The 18,653-nt window shown below is 67.9% G+C and carries 17 protein-coding genes; 12 read left to right on the top strand and 5 right to left on the bottom strand.

Features of this window, described 5'->3' with window-relative positions:
* Window positions 1-4 precede the first annotated feature (4 nt).
* Complete coding sequence (locus AC069I_RS07035) at window positions 5-952, top strand: alpha-E domain-containing protein (RefSeq protein ID WP_378366479.1); 948 nt, start codon at window positions 5-7, stop codon at window positions 950-952.
* Window positions 949-1,791: a transglutaminase family protein gene (locus AC069I_RS07030; RefSeq protein ID WP_340686119.1), complete on the top strand. Its 843-nt coding sequence runs from the start codon at window positions 949-951 to the stop codon at window positions 1,789-1,791. Before AC069I_RS07035 ends, AC069I_RS07030 begins: the two co-directional genes overlap by 4 nt.
* A gap of 235 nt (window positions 1,792-2,026) precedes the next feature.
* Here AC069I_RS07030 and AC069I_RS07025 read toward each other — a convergent pair whose 3' ends face one another.
* Window positions 2,027-3,439, bottom strand: coding sequence for a M20/M25/M40 family metallo-hydrolase (locus AC069I_RS07025; protein ID WP_478224042.1), 1,413 nt, complete (start codon window positions 3,437-3,439; stop codon window positions 2,027-2,029).
* A gap of 373 nt (window positions 3,440-3,812) precedes the next feature.
* On the opposite strand from AC069I_RS07025, the gene pdhA reads away from it, so the two are divergent.
* From pdhA to AC069I_RS06985, 8 genes are all read left to right on the top strand, one after another.
* Entirely contained in the window at window positions 3,813-5,018 is a 1,206-nt protein-coding gene (gene pdhA, locus AC069I_RS07020; protein WP_478264987.1) for a pyruvate dehydrogenase (acetyl-transferring) E1 component subunit alpha, read from the top strand.
* 1 nt (window position 5,019) lies between these two features.
* Window positions 5,020-6,012: an alpha-ketoacid dehydrogenase subunit beta gene (locus tag AC069I_RS07015; protein ID WP_340688517.1), complete on the top strand. Its 993-nt coding sequence runs from the start codon at window positions 5,020-5,022 to the stop codon at window positions 6,010-6,012.
* A 16-nt stretch (window positions 6,013-6,028) separates the two neighbouring features.
* Window positions 6,029-7,360, top strand: a complete 1,332-nt coding sequence (locus AC069I_RS07010) for a dihydrolipoamide acetyltransferase family protein (RefSeq protein ID WP_478224039.1) — start codon at window positions 6,029-6,031, stop codon at window positions 7,358-7,360.
* A 149-nt stretch (window positions 7,361-7,509) separates the two neighbouring features.
* Complete coding sequence (locus tag AC069I_RS07005; protein WP_478265167.1) at window positions 7,510-8,079, top strand: TetR/AcrR family transcriptional regulator; 570 nt, start codon at window positions 7,510-7,512, stop codon at window positions 8,077-8,079.
* Window positions 8,080-8,105: 26 nt separating this feature from the next.
* The gene (locus tag AC069I_RS07000; protein WP_478265166.1) at window positions 8,106-10,058 is read left to right on the top strand and encodes an ABC transporter ATP-binding protein; all 1,953 of its coding nucleotides are present in this window, start codon (window positions 8,106-8,108) and stop codon (window positions 10,056-10,058) included.
* Window positions 10,059-10,083: 25 nt separating this feature from the next.
* Window positions 10,084-10,560 (top strand): P-loop NTPase family protein, encoded by a 477-nt coding sequence (locus tag AC069I_RS06995; protein ID WP_478224029.1) that lies wholly within the window; start codon window positions 10,084-10,086, stop codon window positions 10,558-10,560.
* Between the two features lie 58 nt (window positions 10,561-10,618).
* Complete coding sequence (locus AC069I_RS06990) at window positions 10,619-11,101, top strand: FxsA family protein (RefSeq protein WP_340687195.1); 483 nt, start codon at window positions 10,619-10,621, stop codon at window positions 11,099-11,101.
* An 87-nt stretch (window positions 11,102-11,188) separates the two neighbouring features.
* Window positions 11,189-12,940 carry an ATP-binding protein gene (locus AC069I_RS06985; protein WP_478224028.1) on the top strand — a complete coding sequence of 584 codons (1,752 nt, stop codon included), beginning with the start codon at window positions 11,189-11,191 and terminating at the stop codon, window positions 12,938-12,940.
* Here the strand turns inward: AC069I_RS06985 and AC069I_RS06980 are convergent.
* Both AC069I_RS06980 and AC069I_RS06975 read right to left on the bottom strand, forming a co-directional pair.
* A complete protein-coding gene (locus AC069I_RS06980; protein ID WP_395862534.1) occupies window positions 12,937-13,527 on the bottom strand; it encodes an SCP2 sterol-binding domain-containing protein in 591 nt (196 codons plus the stop codon). The genes AC069I_RS06985 and AC069I_RS06980 overlap by 4 nt on opposite strands.
* A gap of 86 nt (window positions 13,528-13,613) precedes the next feature.
* Window positions 13,614-14,249, bottom strand: a complete 636-nt coding sequence (locus tag AC069I_RS06975) for an SCP2 sterol-binding domain-containing protein (protein ID WP_478224026.1) — start codon at window positions 14,247-14,249, stop codon at window positions 13,614-13,616.
* Window positions 14,250-14,376: 127 nt separating this feature from the next.
* Between AC069I_RS06975 and AC069I_RS06970 the strand changes: the two genes are divergently transcribed.
* Window positions 14,377-15,042 carry a TetR/AcrR family transcriptional regulator gene (locus tag AC069I_RS06970; RefSeq protein WP_007032385.1) on the top strand — a complete coding sequence of 222 codons (666 nt, stop codon included), beginning with the start codon at window positions 14,377-14,379 and terminating at the stop codon, window positions 15,040-15,042.
* On the opposite strand, the gene AC069I_RS06965 is transcribed toward AC069I_RS06970, so the two are convergent.
* Window positions 15,025-15,870, bottom strand: coding sequence for a MaoC family dehydratase (locus AC069I_RS06965; protein ID WP_478264986.1), 846 nt, complete (start codon window positions 15,868-15,870; stop codon window positions 15,025-15,027). The two genes, AC069I_RS06970 and AC069I_RS06965, sit on opposite strands and share 18 nt — an antisense overlap.
* Before the next feature lie 2 nt (window positions 15,871-15,872).
* Entirely contained in the window at window positions 15,873-17,207 is a 1,335-nt protein-coding gene (locus AC069I_RS06960) for a 3-oxoacyl-ACP reductase (RefSeq protein ID WP_478264985.1), read from the bottom strand.
* Between the two features lie 92 nt (window positions 17,208-17,299).
* On the opposite strand from AC069I_RS06960, the gene AC069I_RS06955 reads away from it, so the two are divergent.
* Window positions 17,300-18,589, top strand: coding sequence for an acetyl-CoA C-acetyltransferase (locus tag AC069I_RS06955; RefSeq protein ID WP_478264984.1), 1,290 nt, complete (start codon window positions 17,300-17,302; stop codon window positions 18,587-18,589).
* Window positions 18,590-18,653 lie beyond the last annotated feature (64 nt).

Raw genomic sequence — 18,653 nt, 5'->3', positions numbered from 1 at the left:
TGATGTGCTCGCCCGCAACGCGGAATCGCTGTACTGGATCGGCCGGTACGTCGAACGCGCCGATGACACCTCCCGGATCCTCAACGTCTCCGTGCATCAGCTGCTCGAAGACGCGAGCGTCGACCCGGACCACGCGAGCCGCCAGCTGCTCGCCGTCCTCGGCATCACCCCGGAGGGCATGGACACCCTCGACGTGTGGAAGCTGACCGAACTGGTCGCCTACGCCAAGGACAATCCCGCGTCGATCGTCGGCTCGATCAACTCCGCCCGCGAGAACACGCGCGGCGCCCGCGAGGTCGTTTCGACCGAGCTGTGGGAATGCCTGAACGCGACGTGGAACGCGGTGCCGGACAGGCAGCGGTACGCGCGCCGGGCCGGGCCGCACGCGTTCCTGTCCTTCGTGGAGGAACGGGCGGCGATGTTCGCCGGGCTCGCGGATTCGACGATGAGCCGCGACGACGGCTGGTTGTTCATGGTGCTCGGGCGGTCGGTCGAACGCGCGGACATGGTCGTACGGCTGCTGCTTTCGCGGGTCCAGGACAGCGCGTCGTCACCCGGCTGGATCACCGTGCTCCGTTCGGCGGGCGCGCAGGACACCTACCTGCGGACCTATCGCGGCGCGCTCGACGCCGGCCGGGTCGTGCAGTTCCTGTTGCGGGACACGCTCTTCCCGCGTTCGGTGTTCCACGCGCTGCGGCAGGCCGAGGAATGCCTGGAGCGGCTGGACCCCGGCGTCAACTCGCGGGCCAACGAGAAGTCCGAGGCCTTGCGGCAGCTCGGCCGCGCGCGCAGCGAGCTGGAGTTCCTGCGGCCATCGGATCTGCTGGAGGACCTGCCGAAACGGCTCGGCGCCCTGCAGACTTCGATCAAGGACATCGGCGACGCGGTTTCGGTGCAGTACTTCCATTCGTCGCCTTGGGTGGCCTGGAGCGGTGCGGAGGTTTCGCTGTGACCTGGCAGCTTCGGGTGGCCCACCGGACCGGATACCGGTACGCGACACCGGCCACGCAGTCGTACAACGAGGCGCGGCTGACCCCGCGCTCCGACCGGCGGCAGACCACGGTCGTGAACCGCGTCGAGACGACGCCGGCGACCCGCGCCTACCGGTACACGGACTACTGGGGCACCGTCGTGACCTCGTTCGACCTGCACGCGCCGCACACCGAGTTCACCGTGCTCGCGACGTCGGTGGTCGAGACGGCCGACGAAGGCGAGCCGGTCCGCTCGGCGACGTGGAAGGACCTTCGGAGCGACACCGTCGTCGACCACCGCACCGAGTACCTGACGCCGACGCCGTACACGCCGCGCGATCCGGAGCTGTCGAAGGTCGCGCGCGAACTGCGGAAGGGGCTCGACCCGGCGGAGGCCGTGCTCGCGGTCTGCGAATGGGTGAACCAGCAGCTCAAGTACCAGCCGGGGACGACCGGCGTGCACAGCACGGCGACCGACGCGTGGCGTGCGCGCGAAGGGGTCTGCCAGGACTTCGCGCATGTCACGCTGGTGATGCTGCGCGCGATCGGCGTCCCGGCGCGGTACGTCTCCGGCTACCTGCACACGAAACCGGAGGCGAAGCTCGGCGAGACGGTCGAAGGCGAGAGCCACGCCTGGGTCGACGTGTGGACCGGCGGCTGGTGGGCCTACGACCCGACGAACGCGATCCCGGTCGGGCCGCGGCATGTCTGGGTCGCGTACGGCCGCGACTACGCCGACGTGCCGCCGCTCAAGGGCATCTTCACCGGCGGCGGTCAGTCCACTTTGGACGTCTCAGTGCAGCTGACCCGGCTGACGTGAGCTGTCGTGAGTGATTTGGGTCGTCAGAACTTGAGATGGGGCGCTGCGCGCCCGCTCGCGGGTGGGATGAGAATGCCGGTTCTGACGCCGTGAAGGCCTCCTTCCCTACTGTGAGGGTAGGGAAGGAGGCCTTCACGGCATCCCAGGCACTGACCACGTGCACCACCGATCACACCAGCCTCACCTGCAATGATTCACATACCAACGACCCAAATCACTCACGACAACCCGGCGCTCAACTGCGCGCGTGCGCGTCCAGGATGTGCGCGACCGCTTCGGTGACCCGCTGAGCGAAGTCGATGTTCAGCCACTCGTCCGGCACGTGGATGTTCGAGTCCGGCCCGCAGGCGCCGGTGACCACGAACTGCGCGTCCGGGTACTTCTCGCCGAGCAGCCCCATGAACGGGATCGATCCGCCCATGCCGAAGCTCTTGTGCGGCGCGCCGAAGACCTCGCCGCTCACGTGGTGCAGGACGTCGTCGAGCCACGGCGCGGTGTCCGGCGCGTTCCAGCCGTTCTCGGCCTGGAAATCGCCGAGCTCCACCGAAGCGTCGTACGGCACGTCGGTGGTCAGCACGCGGCGGACCGCCTCCATCGCGGCCTTCGCGTCGGCCGTCGGCGGGAGGCGGAAGCTCAGGGTGAGCGTGGTGCTGTCGCGCAGCACGTTGCCCGCGTCGGCCGGAAGCGGGAAGCCCGCCGCACCGATCACCGAGAGCGTCGGCCGCCACGAGTTGTTGAGCAGCAGTTCCAGGTCGTCGTCCGAGACCGTCCGGCCGACCACCGGGAACAGCGTCTTCGCCGCGCCGGGCGCGATCTCGACGACACCGCGAGCCTCTTCGACGCGGTTCTCCGGGATGTCGACGCTCAGCTCGGCGAGCTTGATCTCGCCGGTCTCGACGTTCTCGATCCGGTCGATCAGGGCACGCAGGACGCGGAACGAACTCGCCACGATGCCACTGGCCATGCCGGAGTGCTGTGCGGACTCGAGCACCTTCACGGTGACGTTGACGTGCAGCATGCCGCGCAGGCTGGTGGTCAGCCACAGCCGCTTGTAGTCGGTGCCGCCGGCGTCGAGGCAGACGACCAGCGAGACCGCGCCGAGCTTCTCCTTCAGGTGCTCGACGTAGGCGGGCAGATCCGGGCTGCCGGACTCCTCACCGGTCTCCAGCAGCACGACCGCGCGGGAGTGCTCGCCACCGGCGGCGCGCACGGCCTCGATCGCCGTCGTCGCCGCGTAGCCGGAGTAGCCGTCGTCGACCGCGCCACGGCCGTACAGGCGCCCGTCGCGGATCACCGGCGTCCACGGGTCGAGCCCCTCGGACCAGCCACCGACCGGCGGCTGCTTGTCGAGGTGCCCGTACATGAGCACGGTGCCCTTTTCGGCCGCTTCGGACGTCGCCGGGATGTCGACGACCAGCAACGGGCTGCGGCCTTCGAGCTCCACGACCTCGAGCGTCGCGCCGGGGATCTCCCGTGCGGCGATCCAGGAACGGACATGCTCGACGGCGGCGGCCAGATGGCCGGTCTTCGCCCACTCGGAGTCGAACGCCGGCGACAAGGCGGGGATCGCCACCAGGCCGGACAGGCTGGGAAGGACGTCGTTCGTCCAGTTCGAAACCACGGTTTCGCGTACGGATTTCTGCTCCACGTCCGCCATCCTGCCACGGGTCGCGGAGGGTGTGATGGATCACAGCGGCGGGCACGGATCGTCATCGGCCAAGCCGGGCAGGACACCCGTCCGGACGAGTCGTCCGCTGGTCGGCCCGCGGGTGAATTCCCTACTTTCGGCGGCCCCACACTCGGGCTTCCTAGCATTTTCCCTGATCAGGCACCCTTTCTCAGCAACAAATCAGCATCCGCCACTGACCAAAACCGCGTCCGGCATGCCAGGATGTCCGCACGAACCGTCAACGCCGATGGTGACCCAGCGCTTCAGATCCGACGCGCTGGTCCCCGCCGGCGCAGTCACTGTGGCCGCCACAAGTGGCCGCCAGAGGCGCCGACATCAAGGAGAGCAGCGCATGCCGTCCGAACACTGGACGCACCCGGAGCCTGGAGATGGTCCCGCCGCCGTAGCGGCGCAGCCTTCCCCCGAACAGGTGATCGCCGGTTTGCGAGCAACGAGCGAAGGTGGCGCTGAGCTGACTCAGCTGCTCACCCCCGAAGGCGAACGGATCTCTTCGCCGCGATTCGACCGCTACGTCGACGACATCGACACAGAAGCCCTCAAGGGCCTGTACCGCGACATGGTCCTGGTCCGCCGCGCGGACCGCGAGGCCAACGCGATGCAGCGCCAGGGCCAGCTCGGCATCTGGGTGCCGCTGCTCGGGCAGGAGGCCGCGCAGATCGGCTCCGGCCGCGCGCTGCGGAAGGGGGACATGGCGTTCCCCAGCTACCGCGAGCACGGTGTCGCGTACACCCGCGGCGTCGACCTCAAAGAGGTGCTCGGCATCTTCCGCTGCACCGATCACAGCGGCTGGGACTACAAGGCCCACGGCTTCCACCCGTACACCATCGTGATCGGCAACCAGGTGCTCAACGCCGCCGGTTACGCGATGGGCCAGAAGTTCGAAGGCAAGGTCGGCGACGACGACAGCGAAGCGACCATCTGTTACTTCGGTGACGGAGCGACTTCGCAGGGCGACGTGCACGAAGGCTTCGTCTGGGCAGCCGTCTACGACGCGCCGCTCGTGTTCTTCTGCCAGAACAACCAGTGGGCGATCTCGGAGCCCACCGAACGCCAGTCGCGCCTGCCGCTGTACCAGCGCGCCCGCGGCTACGGCTTCCCCGGCATCCGCGTGGACGGCAACGACGTCCTCGCCTGCCTCGCGGTCTCCCGCTGGGCGCTGGAGGAGTGCCGCCACGGCAACGGCCCGGTGCTGATCGAGGCGTTCACCTACCGGATGGACGCGCACACCACCACCGACGACCCCACCCGCTACCGGCTCTCCGACGAGCTGGAGGAGTGGAAGCTGAAGGACCCGATCGAGCGCGTCCGGGCGTACCTCGCCCGCGGTGGCGGCGCCGACCAGGCGTTCTTCGACCAGGTGCAGGCCGATTCGGACGCGTTCGCGGCCGAGCTGCGCGACTACTGCTTCAACATGCCCGAGCCACCACCGGACCGGATCTTCTCCAACGTGTACGCGGAATCCACGCCGCTGCTGGACGCGCAGCGCGAAGAGTACTTGTCCTACTTGGACGGTTTCGTCGGGGCGGGTGAGCACTGAAATGGCCGACCTCCAGAAACTCACCATCGGCAAGGCGATCAACCTCGGCCTCCGGCGCGCCATGGAAGAGGACCCGAAGGTCCTGATCATGGGTGAAGACGTCGGCAAGCTCGGCGGCGTCTTCCGCATCACCGACGGCCTGCAGAAGGACTTCGGCGAGCAGCGCGTCCTGGACACGCCGCTGGCCGAATCGGGCATTATCGGCACCGCGGTCGGCCTCGCCGTCCGCGGTTTCCGCCCGGTGTGCGAGATCCAGTTCGAAGGCTTCATCTTCCCGGGCTTCGACCAGATCTCCAGCCAGGTCGCGAAGCTGCACTACCGGACGCAGGGCAAGATCAAGATGCCCATCGTGATCCGGGTGCCGTTCGGTGGTGGCATCGGCGCGGTCGAGCACCACTCGGAGTCGCCGGAGTCGCTGTTCGCGCACATCCCCGGCCTGAAGGTCGTGTCGGTTTCGAACGCCGTCGACGCCTACTGGGGCATCCAGCAGGCGATCAAGTCCGACGACCCGATCCTGTTCTTCGAGCCGAAGAAGCTGTACCACTCGGGCGCGATGAAGTCCGAGGTCGACACGGAGGCCACCCCGGACGAGCTGTTCAAGTCCCGCGTCGTCCGCGAGGGCACCACGGCCACCGTCGTCGCGTACGGCCCGTCGGTGAAGGTCGCGCTCGACGCGGCGGCCGCCGCCGAGGACGAGGGCAAATCGCTCGAGGTCATCGACCTGCGGACGCTGTCCCCGCTCGACCTGGAGCCGGTGTTCGAGTCGGTGCGCAAGACCGGGCGGCTCATCGCGCTGAGCGAGGCTCCGTCGGAATCGTCGCTGACCTCGGAGATCGCCGCGCGCGTGCAGCAGGAATGCTTCTACTCGCTGGAAGCCCCCGTGCTGCGGGTGACCGGATTCGACACGCCGTACCCGCCTGCCAAGCTCGAGGAGCACTACCTCCCCGACCTGGACCGGGTGCTGCACACCGTCGACCGTTCACTCGCCTGGTAAGGGGGAAGTTCCTGAAATGCCCGAGTACAAACAATTCCCCCTCGCCGACACGGCCGAAGGGCTGACCGAGGCCGACATCATCGCCTGGCAGGTCAAGCCGGGTGACAAGGTCACGGTGAACCAGATCGTCGTCGAGGTCGAGACCGCGAAGGCCGCCGTCGAACTGCCCATCCCGTGGGCGGGCGTGATCACCGAACTGCTCGTCGAACCGGGCCAGACGGTGGAGGTCGGCGCGCCGATCCTCACCATCGACGTCGACCCGGACGGCAAGGCGGCCCCCGCACCCACCGCCGCCCCCGTGGCGGAAGAGCCGGCGGAAGAGGAGATGAAGCCGCTGGTCGGCTACGGCTCCAAGGCCGTCGTCACGCAACGGCGTGCGCGCAAGGGCGCGGCTCCGGCCGCTCCGGCCGCCGCCCCGGTGGCTGTGGTGCCCGAACCCGCCGCCCCTTCGAAACCGAAGGGCGGATACGTGCCGCTGGCGAAACCGCCGGTGCGCAAGCTCGCCAAGGACCTCGGCGTCGACCTGCACGCGCTCACCGGCACCGCCGAGGGCGGCGTCATCACCCGTGACGACGTGCGGGCGGCCGCCAACGGTTCCGCCGCTCCGGCCGCCGCTGTGTCCAGTGTGGACAGTGGCTACGACCCCGCGACGCGGGAACGCCGGGTGCCGATCAAGGGTGTCCGCAAGGCCACCGCCGCCGCGATGGTGCAGAGCGCCTACACCGCCCCGCACGTCACGGAATTCCTCACCATCGACGTGACGCCGATGATGGAATTCCGGGAGAAGCTCAAGAAGTCGCGCGAGTTCGCCGGGGTCAAGGTCACCCCGCTGACCTTCGCGGCGAAGGCCGTCTGCCTGGCGGCCAAGCGCACTCCGGACGTCAACGCGGTGTGGGACGAGGCCGCGCAGGAGATCGTCTACAAGGACTACGTGCACCTCGGGATCGCCGCGGCCACCCCGCGCGGGCTCGTCGTGCCCAAGGTCCGCGACGCGGATTCGATGTCCCTCAAGGAACTCGCGATCGCGCTCACCGAGCTGACCGACGTCGCCCGCGAGGGCAAGACCACCCCGGCGGCCATGCTCGGCGGCACGATCACCATCACCAACGTCGGCGTCTTCGGCGTCGACACCGGGACGCCGATCATCAACCCCGGCGAGTCCGCGATCCTGTGCCTCGGCGCGATCAAGGACACCCCGTGGGTGGTCGACGGCGAGATCAAGGTGCGCAAGGTGCTCCAGCTTTCGCTGAGCTTCGACCACCGCGTGGTCGACGGGCAGCAGGGCTCGGAGTTCCTGGCCGACGTCGGCGCTCTGCTGGCCGACCCCGCGGTCGCGATCACCTACTGACCCAAAAGTCCGTGAAGGCCTCCTTCCCTACTCTCAGGGTAGGGAAGGAGGCCTTCACGGACTTCAGCCGTAATCGCTTGACGGAGTGAGCGCTCACTCCGCAGACTGGAGCCATGACAGAAACCACCTCCCGGCGGAGAGCGCCGGGGATGAGTGCCGACGAGCGGCGCCGGATGATCGTCCAGTCCGTGCTGCCCCTGCTGGTGGAGCACGGCGCCGGTGTCACGTCGAGCCAGATCGCGCGTGCCGCGGGCATCGGCGAGGGCACGGTCTTCCGCGTGTTCAAGGACAAGGACGAACTGTTCGCCACCTGCTTCGCCGAAGCGCTGAAACCCGACCAGATACTCGACGCGATCGCGGTCATCGACCTCGACCAGTCCCTCGACGACAGGCTCATCGAGGCGGCCGACGCGCTCAGCGCGCACCTCCAGCGCATGGGCGCCCTCATGGCGGCCATGCACGGCTCCGGCAAGAGGCCGGAACATCGCCACGGCGACCGCAGGGACCGGCGGAAGGAGTCGATGAGCGCCATGCGCGACGCCATGGCCGAGCTGTTCGAACCGGAGAAGGACCGGCTCCGCCTGCCGCCGACGCAGTCCGCGGCGCTTTTCCTGTCGTTGCTGTTCAGCGGCCGGATCCGGTTCAGCGAAACCGGTGACGAGCCCACCACGATGGAGCTCGTCGACGTGTTCCTCAACGGCGCCTTGGCGGCCGCGTGATCGGCCCGCCCGGCGGGGGAGGCGGCCTGGAACTGTTCATGGCGCGCGGCGGCAGGCGACGCCGTCCGCCGTCGACGGTGCCCGACAGCGGTCTGACCGGCCCGGTCGACATCCCGGAGCCCGAACCCGAAGCCCTCCCGAAAGACCTGAAGTCCCGGCTCAACCGCATGTGGGTCAACATCGCGGGCACGGTCCGCGGCCTGCCGAAGGTCGCGAAGCTGACTTGGCAGGCGAGCCCTCCGCTGACCATCGTGATCACCCTGGTGACGCTGCTTTCCGGTCTTCTCCCGACGGCGACCGCGTACGTGGCGAAACTGCTGATCGACTCGGTGGTCGCGGCGATCCAGGGGCACGGGACGAAGAGCGCGATCGTCGGTGTCGCCCTCTTCCAGTTCGGCATCCTCGTGCTCACCGCGGTTTCGCAGGCGCTGACCACCTACGGCCAAGCACTGCTGCAGGAACGGATGACGCTGACCATCCGCCACCAGGTGATGGACCACGCGAGCAAGCTGCACCTTTCGTACTTCGAGGGTTCCGCGTCCTACGACATGCTGCGTCAAGCCGCGCAGGAGGCGCCGACGCGGCCGCTGTCGATGATGAAGTCGGCGCTGGGCTTGATCCGGACACTGATCACCTTCGGCAGCATGATCGCGCTGCTCGTCTCGATCAGCCCGCTGCTGGCGCTCGTCGCGCTCGTGGCGCCGATCCCCGCGTTCATCTCCCAGTCGAAGTACGGCGCCCGCGCGTTCTGGCTGACGCTGATGATGTCCCCGCTGAAACGGCGGATGGACTATCTGTCCTCTTTGGTCACCACGGACACGTACGCCAAGGAGACCAAGCTCTTCGGGCTCGGCCCGTACTTCGTCGACCGGTTCCAGCGGCTCGGCCAGGTCTTCTACGACCGGCAGCGCACACTGACCCGCAAGCGCAGCGTCAGCTCGACGTCGTGGGGTCTGCTCAGCACCGCCGCCGGATCCGCGATCGCGCTGTACATCGCGCTGGAGGCCGTCGGCGGCAGGCTCACCCTCGGCGATCTCGCGCTGTACACGGCCGCCGCGGCGTCGGTGCAGACGTCCGTCCAAGGGTTGTTCACCGCGTTTTCCGGGATGTACGAGAACAATCTCTACCTCGACACGCTGTACCGCTTCCTCGGGACGAAACCGGAGATCGTCGCGCCACCGGAACCGCGACCTCTTCCATCCACAGTGGAGGGTCACATCCGGTTCGAAGAAGTGTCCTTCACCTATCCCGGAGCTGCCGACCCCGCCCTCGACGGCGTGAGCTTCGAGATCCGGCCGGGCGAGACGGTCGCCGTCGTCGGCCGCAACGGCGCCGGGAAGTCGACACTGTTCAAACTGCTGTGCCGGCTGTACGACCCGACGGGCGGGCGGATCCTGCTCGACGACGTCGACATCCGCGAGTACGACCCGGTGGAACTGCGGCGGCGGATCAGCGCGATGTTCCAGGACTACGTGACGTATCAGGGCACCGCGGCGGAGAACATCGGACTCGGCGACCTGACGCACCTCGTCGACCGGGAACGGATCGAGACGTCGGCGAAACGGGCCGGTGCCGACGAGCGGATCGAGCGCCTGCCCAGTGGCTACGACACCCCGCTCGGCCGCTGGTTCGACCAGGGCGTCAGCCTGTCCGGTGGCGAATGGCAGAAGATCGCGTTGTCCAGGGCGTTCCTGCGGGAAGCGCCGATCCTGATCCTCGACGAGCCCACCTCCGCACTGGACGCCCAGGCCGAGCACGATCTCTTCTCGCGGCTGCGTGCGCTTTCGGAGGGGCGCACGACGCTGTACATCTCGCACCGGTTCTCCACCGTCCGCCAGGCGGAGCGGATTCTGTTGCTGGAGCACGGAAAGGTCGCCGAATACGGGACACACGACGAACTGATGGCGGCGAAGGCGGGCTATGCCGACCTGTTCACGTTGCAGGCCGCCGCGTATCTCGACGACGAGGCTGAGGCCTGACCATGCGGCGGATCATGGTCGTCGGGTGCAGCGGCGCCGGGAAGTCGACGTTCTCGCGACGGCTCGGCGCCGCACTCGGCCTGCCGGTCACCCACTCGACCGGCTCTACTGGCGGCCGGGGTGGACGCCCGCGCCGGACACCGAGTTCCACGCCGCGCAGCAGGAGATCATCGAATCCGGTGCCTGGGTGATCGATGGGAACTACGGAGCGTCGATGCACCTCCGGCTCCCGCGAGCGGACACGATCATCTTCCTCGACTACCCGCGCCGCGTCTGCCTCCGGCGGGTGCTGATGCGATGCCTGCGCGAATACGGGCAGGACAAGCAGGCGTCCGGCTGCCCCGAAAGGCTCGATCTGGAGTTCTGCTCCTACGTCTGGCGCTGGCCGAAGGACCACCGGGAGCGGACGGTGCGGCGGCTGGCGGAACAGGGGGCGCACGCGCGGCGGATCGTGCTGACCAGGCCCCGCGAGGCGGAGGAGTTCCTGCGCCGGATCGGTTGACCGGGGTCACCGTATCGGGGGTTGGGAGCAAAACGGGCAAGCCGTACGTTGTCCAGGTATGGCTGTCGCGTTCCTGCTCTATGTCGTCGCCGAGATCGCCGCCGTGTGGGCGGTGGGCTCGGCCGTTGGCGTGCTCGGCACGATCGCGCTGCTCTTCGCCGGCGCGTTCGTCGGGTCCTGGCTCGCGCGCCGTGAAGGCGGCCGCGCCTTCCGGGCGTTCGCCGAGTCCGCGCGGCTCGGCCGTCCCGCCGACGCGGAGAAGGAACTCACCGACGGGATGCTGATCGGGCTCGGCGGCCTGCTGATCCTGCTGCCCGGTTTCGTCAGCGACGTCATCGGCCTGCTGTTCATCCTGCCGCCGACACGGAGCGTCGCGCGCAAGGTCTGGCAGAAGCGGATGGCGCGCCGGGCGGTCAAGTTCGCCAACCGCACGCGAGGGCCGGTGATGGTCGTGGACAGCGAGGTCGTCGTGGACACCCCGCCCGCGGAGGCCGCCAAGAAGCAGCCGCCGGTGATCGAGGGCCGCATCGTCGAGGGCTAGGAGCCGCACAGCTTGGACACTAGCTTCGCCGCTAGGCTCCAGTGTCTAAGCTAGTGTCTAAGCTAGTGTCTAAGCTGGGACGGCGGCATGCTCTACGACGAACTCGCCGAGATCATCGCGAGCCTTCGCGACCTCGGTGGCGACCACGCCTTTGTCGAGGCCAAACGAGCCGAGTCAAAGCTTCCGAAGAGTGTCCGCGAAACGCTCTCGGCGTTCGCCAATACCAGCGGCGGAGTCCTGATCCTTGGCCTCGACGAAACCCAGGGATTCGAGGCGACCGGGGTTCGCGACCCGGCGAAGATGGAAGCCGATCTGGCGGCCTTGTGCTCGGAAAACCTGGAGCCGCCGCTACGCCCTCTCATCGGGACCCACCGTTTCGAAGGCGCGGATCTCGTGGTCGCCGAGATCCCCGAACTACCGCCGGGCAGCAAGCCTTCGTTCAACCGGGGCACCGGCATGACGCAGGGGAGCTTCGTCAGAGTCGCCGACGGGGATCGAAGGCTGAGCCCGTACGAAGTCCAACTGATGATGGCGAACCGCGGTCAACCGCGGGATGACGAGCAGCCCGTGGCGGGTACGACCGTCGCGAACCTCGACCACGCCCTGGTCGATACTTTTCTGAGCCGGCTCCGCCGCCACCGGAGCAGGGCTTTCGCGGGCTTGGACACCACCGCGGCGCTGCGCCGCGCGAAAGTTCTCGTCGGCACCGAGCTTTCCCTCGCGGGACTGCTGGCACTGGGGGAATACCCTCAGGAGTTCTTCCCGCAGCTCATGGTGACTTTCGTGCACTACCCGACGAAATCCGGGCCTGATCCTCGAAACGGAACGCGGTTCATCGACAACGTCGCCGCCGAAGGGCCGATTCCGGCGATGGTGGACGAAGTGCTCATCGCTCTCCGCCGGAATATGAAACGACGATCCACCGTTCGCGGCGCCGGACGGGCCGAAACGTACGAGTACCCGGAGACCGCACTACGAGAAGCAGTGGTGAACGCACTGGTGCACCGCGACTACTCGGGTACCTCCCACGGGACACAGGTGCAGGTCGAGATGTATCCCGACCGCCTGCTAATCCGTAATCCAGGGGGCCTTTACGGATCGGTCCGCGAAGAGAATCTCGGCGTCGAAGGGACCTCCTCGGCTCGCAATGCGACGCTGCTGAAGATCCTCGAAGACACCCCGTTGCCTGGGTCGGATCGTCCGATCTGCGAGAACCGCGGCTCCGGGATCCCGGCGATGCTGACGGCGATGCGGGACGCCAAGCTCAGTCCGCCACGGTTCGCCGATGACATTTCCACTTTCTCGGCGACTTTCCCGAACCACACCTTGATGGGCGATGACGCGGTTCGCTGGATCGCTTCATTGGATGAGCACGGCCTCACCGACAGCCAATGCCACGGCCTCGCGATGCTGTTCCACGGGGAGACGCTCAACAACCAGGCCTACCGGAACGCCAACGACCTCGATTCGAGGGTGGCGACCGAAGAACTCGGTGATCTCGTCGCACGAGGCCTTCTGGTCCCGGCCGGCGGTCGCCGATACGCGCACTACACCCTCGCCGAAGACGCGGCTCCCGCTCCCAAGGACAGCACCGACAGTCCGGCACCGCCGAAGCGTCGCGCCGACCGGCGTGAAGAGATCCTCGACGCGCTGGGCGACGACGAGGCGACACGTGCCGACCTGGTCGCGGCGACCGGACTGCACGACCGCACGATGACGCGATGGCTGACCGTCCTGCTCAAGCAGGGGCTGATCGAAGCGACCGAGCGAAATCTGCGGAGCCCCAACGTCCGCTATCGCCGTACGTCCAAGCGAACTCTCGATGAAACAGGTGGCTAGCCCGCGCTCGGCTTCGGGATGTCGAAATACCCGCTGAACCGCACGGCCGGCGCGTACTCACCCTTGACCTTCACCTTGCCCGTCACGAACATCGCCGCCACCGCCGCGTTGCCGGTGGCCATCCGGATGAAGTCGTCGACGGACAGCGTGATGGTGGTGTCCGGAGTGCGCGCGAGATCGGTGCTGGAAACGCAGACGCCGTCCTCGATGACCGTTTGAAAACGATCGAAACCGTCTTCTCCGTCACCGTCGGTAAAACGCCACGCGACGACGAAGTCGACATGCCGCGCGCGTTCCGGAACGAAATGATCCGACATTCTGCGGAAAATCTCGTCGAGGAACGCCGAACGCAGTTCCGGGTGATCGGCGATCGCCTTGAGCTGCTCTCGTGACGCCCGTTGCACGACGTCGACGAGCACCTCGGTCTCCAGTGAGCTGAGCTCGATGCCCGCACCGGTTTCACCCAGCATGTGCAGGGTTTCCAGCACCTGCGTGAACTGTTCGGGGCTCAGTTTGGCGAGCTCGAGTTTCTCCGCGAACGCGTTGACGACGTGCTCGCCACCGGTGCGCGTCTTGTGCAGCCTCAACGGACGGGAAAGGCGTACCTTGTCCCGCCAGCGCCGGTTCGGGGAATTTCGGGGCACGGCACGGAAGTGTATCTGCTCAGCCGGGTTCAGGACGGTTTAGGAAGGTCGAAGAAACCGATCAAACCCGCGGCGAAGGCCAGGTCACCTTTTACTTTGATCTTTCCGGTGACGAATAGCACAGCGGGTGTCGCCTGGTGGGTGATGAGCCGGAAGAAGTCGACGGGCGCGATCGTGATCGTCACCCTCGGCTTCTCCTTCATGTCACGGCTGACCGTGCACTCGCCATGCGAGATCACCGTCTCGTAGCGGTCGTAGCCGCCGTCGCCGGTGCCGCCGGACAGCCGCCAGTGCACCACCGCGTGCAGTGTCCTCGCGCGGTCCTGCCGGATGTGGGCACCCATGCGGTCGAAGATCTCGCGCAGCACGCGCTCCCGGAGCGGCCGTTCGGCGACGACGCTCTCGAGTTGTGTACGCGAGGCGCGCGCGACGAGGTTCGCGAAGCGGGCCGGGTCCACCTTGCGAAGGTCGAACGCGGGCGCGGACTCGGCGAGCCGTCCCAGGGCGGTCAGCAGCCGCCGGACGTCGTCCTTGCCGAGGTCCTTCGGGTCGATGGCGCCCGCGACCTCGTTGACGTCGAGAGAGTGCGCTTCGGCGGAATCCGGCTCGATCCGTTCCAGCGCGTCGACCAGCGCGCGGCCGGTCAGCCCCACGATCTCGGTCATCTTCCCTCCGGTTCCACCTACCCGAGCGTAAGGCTACCCGCGAGTAGGTAGGCGGGCAAGTGTGCCGAAGTCACCCTGGCCGGTGGTAGCCCGGTAGCGTCTTACGCGAACTAATGGGAGGTCTTGAGTGTCCGAGGAAGTGCCGCGTCCCGCCGAACGCGCCAAAAGGCTGCCGAGAGCGGTGCGGGAACGCCAGATCCTGGACGCGGCGGTCTCGGTGTTCTCGCGCTACGGCTATCACTCCGCGTCGATGGACGAGATCTCCGAGGTCGCCGGCGTGTCCAAGCCGATGATCTACACCTACCTCGGGTCCAAGGAAGATCTCTTCGGCGCGTGCATCCGCCGCGAAGCCACCCGCCTGCTGGAGGCCGTGCAGGACGGGATCAAACCCGATCTGCCGCCCGACATGCAGCTTTGGCACGGGCTTCGCGCGTTCTACCGCTTCGTCGCCGACTACCGCGAGTCCTGGACGGTGCTGCACCGCCAGGCCATGACCGTCGGCGGGGCCTTCGCCGCGGAGATCACCGACATGCGCACCCGCGCGATCGAACTGGTCGCCGCGCTGGTCGTCTCCGCGGGCACCCGCAAGGGCCTCGGCGAACAGGCCGAGTTCTCCGGCGCGGGACTGTCCGCCGCGCTGGTCGGGGCGGCCGAGTCGCTGGCCGACTGGGCACTCGACCACCCCGACGTCTCCGACGGCGTGCTCGCCTCGTGGCTGATGAACCTGGTCTGGCTCGGGTTCAACGACCTCGTCGAGGGCGAGATCTGGAAGCCGTCAGAGAGCGACGACTGAGCCCTCCAGGTGCGGCTTCGGCTTGCGCGCGTTCCACAGCTCGAAAGCCCACCCGTCGCCTTCGCTCCAGGTGGTGAAGGCCGCCTTGGCGGGCAGCAGGACCGGCTGCTTGAACTTGACGTCGACGGTGAAGGCCTCCGGGAGCCTGCCTTCGAACGCCGCGAGCGCGTGCGCCTTCGTCCACATACCGTGCGCGATCGCGGCCGGGAAGCCGAACGCCTTCGCCGTGATCGGGTGCAGGTGGATCGGGTTGCGGTCGCCGGAGACCTCGGCGTAGCGGCGGCCGATGTCGCCGGGCACGTGCCAGATCGCGTTGGCCGTCGGCTGGGAGAGCTGACCGCGCGAGGTCTTCTCGCCGCTGCCGCCACCGCGGCGCAGGTACGTGCTGACGTCCGTCCACACAGGACTGTCGTTGACCAGCAGCTCGCTGACGACGTCGAACTGCTTGCCTTTCTCGTGCGGGCGCAGGTCCTCGGCGCGCACGCGCAGGGTGAACGACTCGTCGAGCCGCAACTGCCGGTGCTGGGTGATCCGGTTCGCGACGTGCACCATGCCCAGCAACGGGAACGGGAAGTCGGCCTCGGTCATCAACGCCATCTGCAGCGGGAACGCGAGGATGTGCGGATACGTCGCCGGAAGCACGTCGTCCAGCCGGAATCCGCACACCTGGTTGTACGCGGCGAGGTGCGCCGGGTCGACGACGACGCCCTCGCGGACGAACTCGGTCACCGGCAGCGTGTTCCCGCCGCTCTTGCGCAACGAGCCGAGCAACGCCTTGGGGTACAGCGAAGACAGGCTCGGCGACTCGTGGAGTTCCTTGACGGCCATGCTCACGCTCCCAGCAGTGCCTGGCCGCAGACGCGGACCACGTTGCCGTTGACCGCGGCCGAAGCCGGGTTCGCGTACCAGGCGATCGTCTCGGCGACGTCGACCGGGAGCCCGCCCTGGCCGAGGCTGGACAGCCGCCGCCCGGCCTCGCGGATGAACAGCGGGACGGCGGCGGTCATCTTGGTCTCGATGAAACCGGGCGCGACGGCGTTGATCGTGCCGCCGTATTCGGCGAGCTTCGGCGCGCCGTCGTTCACCATGCCGATGACGCCCGCCTTGCTGGTGGCGTAGTTGGTCTGGCCGACGTTGCCCGCGATCCCGGCGATCGAGGAGACGCCGATGATGCGGCCGTTCTCGTGCAGCACCTTGTCGGAGAGGAGCTTTTCGTTCACCGCGAGCTGCGAGGCGAGGTTGACCGCGATGACCGAGTCCCAGCCGCCTTCGGTCATGTTGCCGAGGGTCTTGTCCCGCGTGATGCCCGCGTTGTGCACGACGATGTCGACGCCGCCGTGGCGCGTGGTCAGGTACTCGGCGAGCTTCTCCGGCGCGTCGGCGGCGGTGATGTCCAGCTGCAGCGACGAGCCGCCGACCTTGTTGGCCACCTTGGACAGGTCCGCGCCCTGCGCGGGGATGTCGAGCGCGACGACGTGGGCGCCGTCTCGGCCCAGCACCTCGGCGATGGCGGCGCCGATACCGCGGGAAGCGCCGGTGACCAGGGCGACCTTGCCGTCCAGCGGCTTCGTCCAGTCGGCCGGGGCCGAGGCGGTCTTGGTCTCGGTGCCCACGCGGATGACCTGGGCGTCCACGAAGGCGGACTTCGACGAAAGCAGGAACCGGAGCGTGGACTCAGTGGCCTCTTCGGCTCCTTCGGCGACGTACACGAGCTGAGCGGTCGCGCCGCGCTTCAGCTCCTTACCGACGGAACGGACGAAGCCTTCGAGCGCACGCTGGGCGATCCGCTCGTGTCCTTCGGCCAGCTCCGGCGGCGTTCCGAGGACGACGACGCGGCCCGACGGCCCGACGCTCCGGATCACGGGGTGGAAGAAGTTGTAGACCTCGCGAAGCTGCTTCGGGTCCTTCACGCCTGTCGCGTCGAAGACGAGCGCGGCGTGCTTTTCGGCCGCCGTCGAGAGGACCTCGATACCCGCGCGGTGCAGCTGCGCCTCGATCACCTTTTCGAGACGGCCGCCCGGCGCGGCACCCAGAAGTGCGGGACCCTCGAGAGGAGGCTGACCGGGCTTGTACCGGCGGAGCGTGGCGGGATTCGGCAGGCCGAGCTTCGGCACCACGAACTTCCCCACCGGGGATTTCGTGAACTGCTGGTACCTGTCAGCCATTACGTGCCTCCCGTGCAGTTTGCGTCACGTCGCATTCTAACCTACTCGCTAGTAGGTTACAGTGTGAGAGAGCCTACGGAGGAGTGGAAAAAATGGCCACGAAAAGGACGGCACCCGTGCGCAAGGTCGCGATCATCGGCGGCAACCGGATCCCCTTCGCCCGCTCGAACGGTCCGTACGCGAAAGCGTCGAACCAGGACATGTTCACGGCCGCCCTCGACGGCTTGGTCAGCCGCTTCTCCCTGCAGGACGAGGTGATCGGCGAGGTCGCCGCCGGCGCCGTGCTCAAGCACGCCCGCGACTTCAACCTCGCCCGCGAAAGCGTCCTCGGCAGCAGGCTGAACCCCGCCACCCCGGCCTCCGACGTGCAGATGGCCTGCGGCACCGGCCTCCAGGCGATCATCAACGTCGCCAACAAGATCGCCCTCGGCCAGATCGACTCGGCCATCGCGGGCGGCGTCGACACCACGTCCGACGCGCCGCTGGCGGTCAACGACGACCTGCGCCAGATCCTCGTGCAGCTCAACGCCGCGAAGACGCTGCCAGAGCGGTTGAAGCTCGCCGCGAAGCTGCGCCCCGGCCACATCGTCCCCGAGATCCCGCGCAACTCCGAGCCGCGCACCGGCCTCTCCATGGGCGAGCACGCCGCGCTGACCGCGAAGGTCTGGGAGATCACGCGCGAGGCACAGGACGAACTCGCCGCGACCAGCCACCAGCGCCTCGGCGCCGCGTACGACAAGGGCTTCTTCGACGACCTGGTGACGCCGTACCTGAAGCTGGCGCGTGACCAGAACCTGCGCCCGGACTCCAGCGTCGAGAAGCTCGCGAAGCTGAAGTCCGCCTTCGGTGGCCCCGAAGGCACGATGACCGCGGGCAACTCGACGCCGCTGTCCGACGGCGCGTCGACGGTCCTGCTCGCGACCGAGCAGTGGGCGAAGGCACGGAAGCTGCCGGTGCTGGCGTACCTGACGTTCTCGCAGACCGCGGCCGTCGACTACGTCCACGGCGACGAGGGCCTGCTGATGGCGCCCGCGTACGCCGTCCCGCAGATGCTCACCCGTGCCGGGCTCACCTTGCAGGACTTCGACTTCTACGAGATCCACGAGGCCTTCGCGTCGCAGGTGCTCGCCACCCTCAAGGCGTGGGAGGACCCGGCGTTCGCCAAGGAGAAGCTGGGCCTCGACGAACCTCTCGGCTCCATCGATCGGGCGAAACTGAACGTCAACGGTTCTTCGCTGGCGGCCGGGCACCCGTTCGCCGCGACCGGTGGCCGTATCGTCGCCACCCTCGCGAAGCTGTTGAACGAGAAGGGATCCGGCCGCGGACTCATCTCGATCTGCGCCGCGGGCGGCCAGGGCGTCACCGCGATCCTGGAAAAGTAACGTTCGCCCGCAGCGGATCGGGGAAAAACCCCGGTGCCTTTGTCGGTGCCGGGGTCTAGGTTGA

The organism is Amycolatopsis sp. NPDC043885, assembly GCF_056435685.1.
The sequence above is the reverse complement of the archived record's forward strand: the minus strand, read 5'-3'. Positions and strand labels throughout refer to the sequence as shown.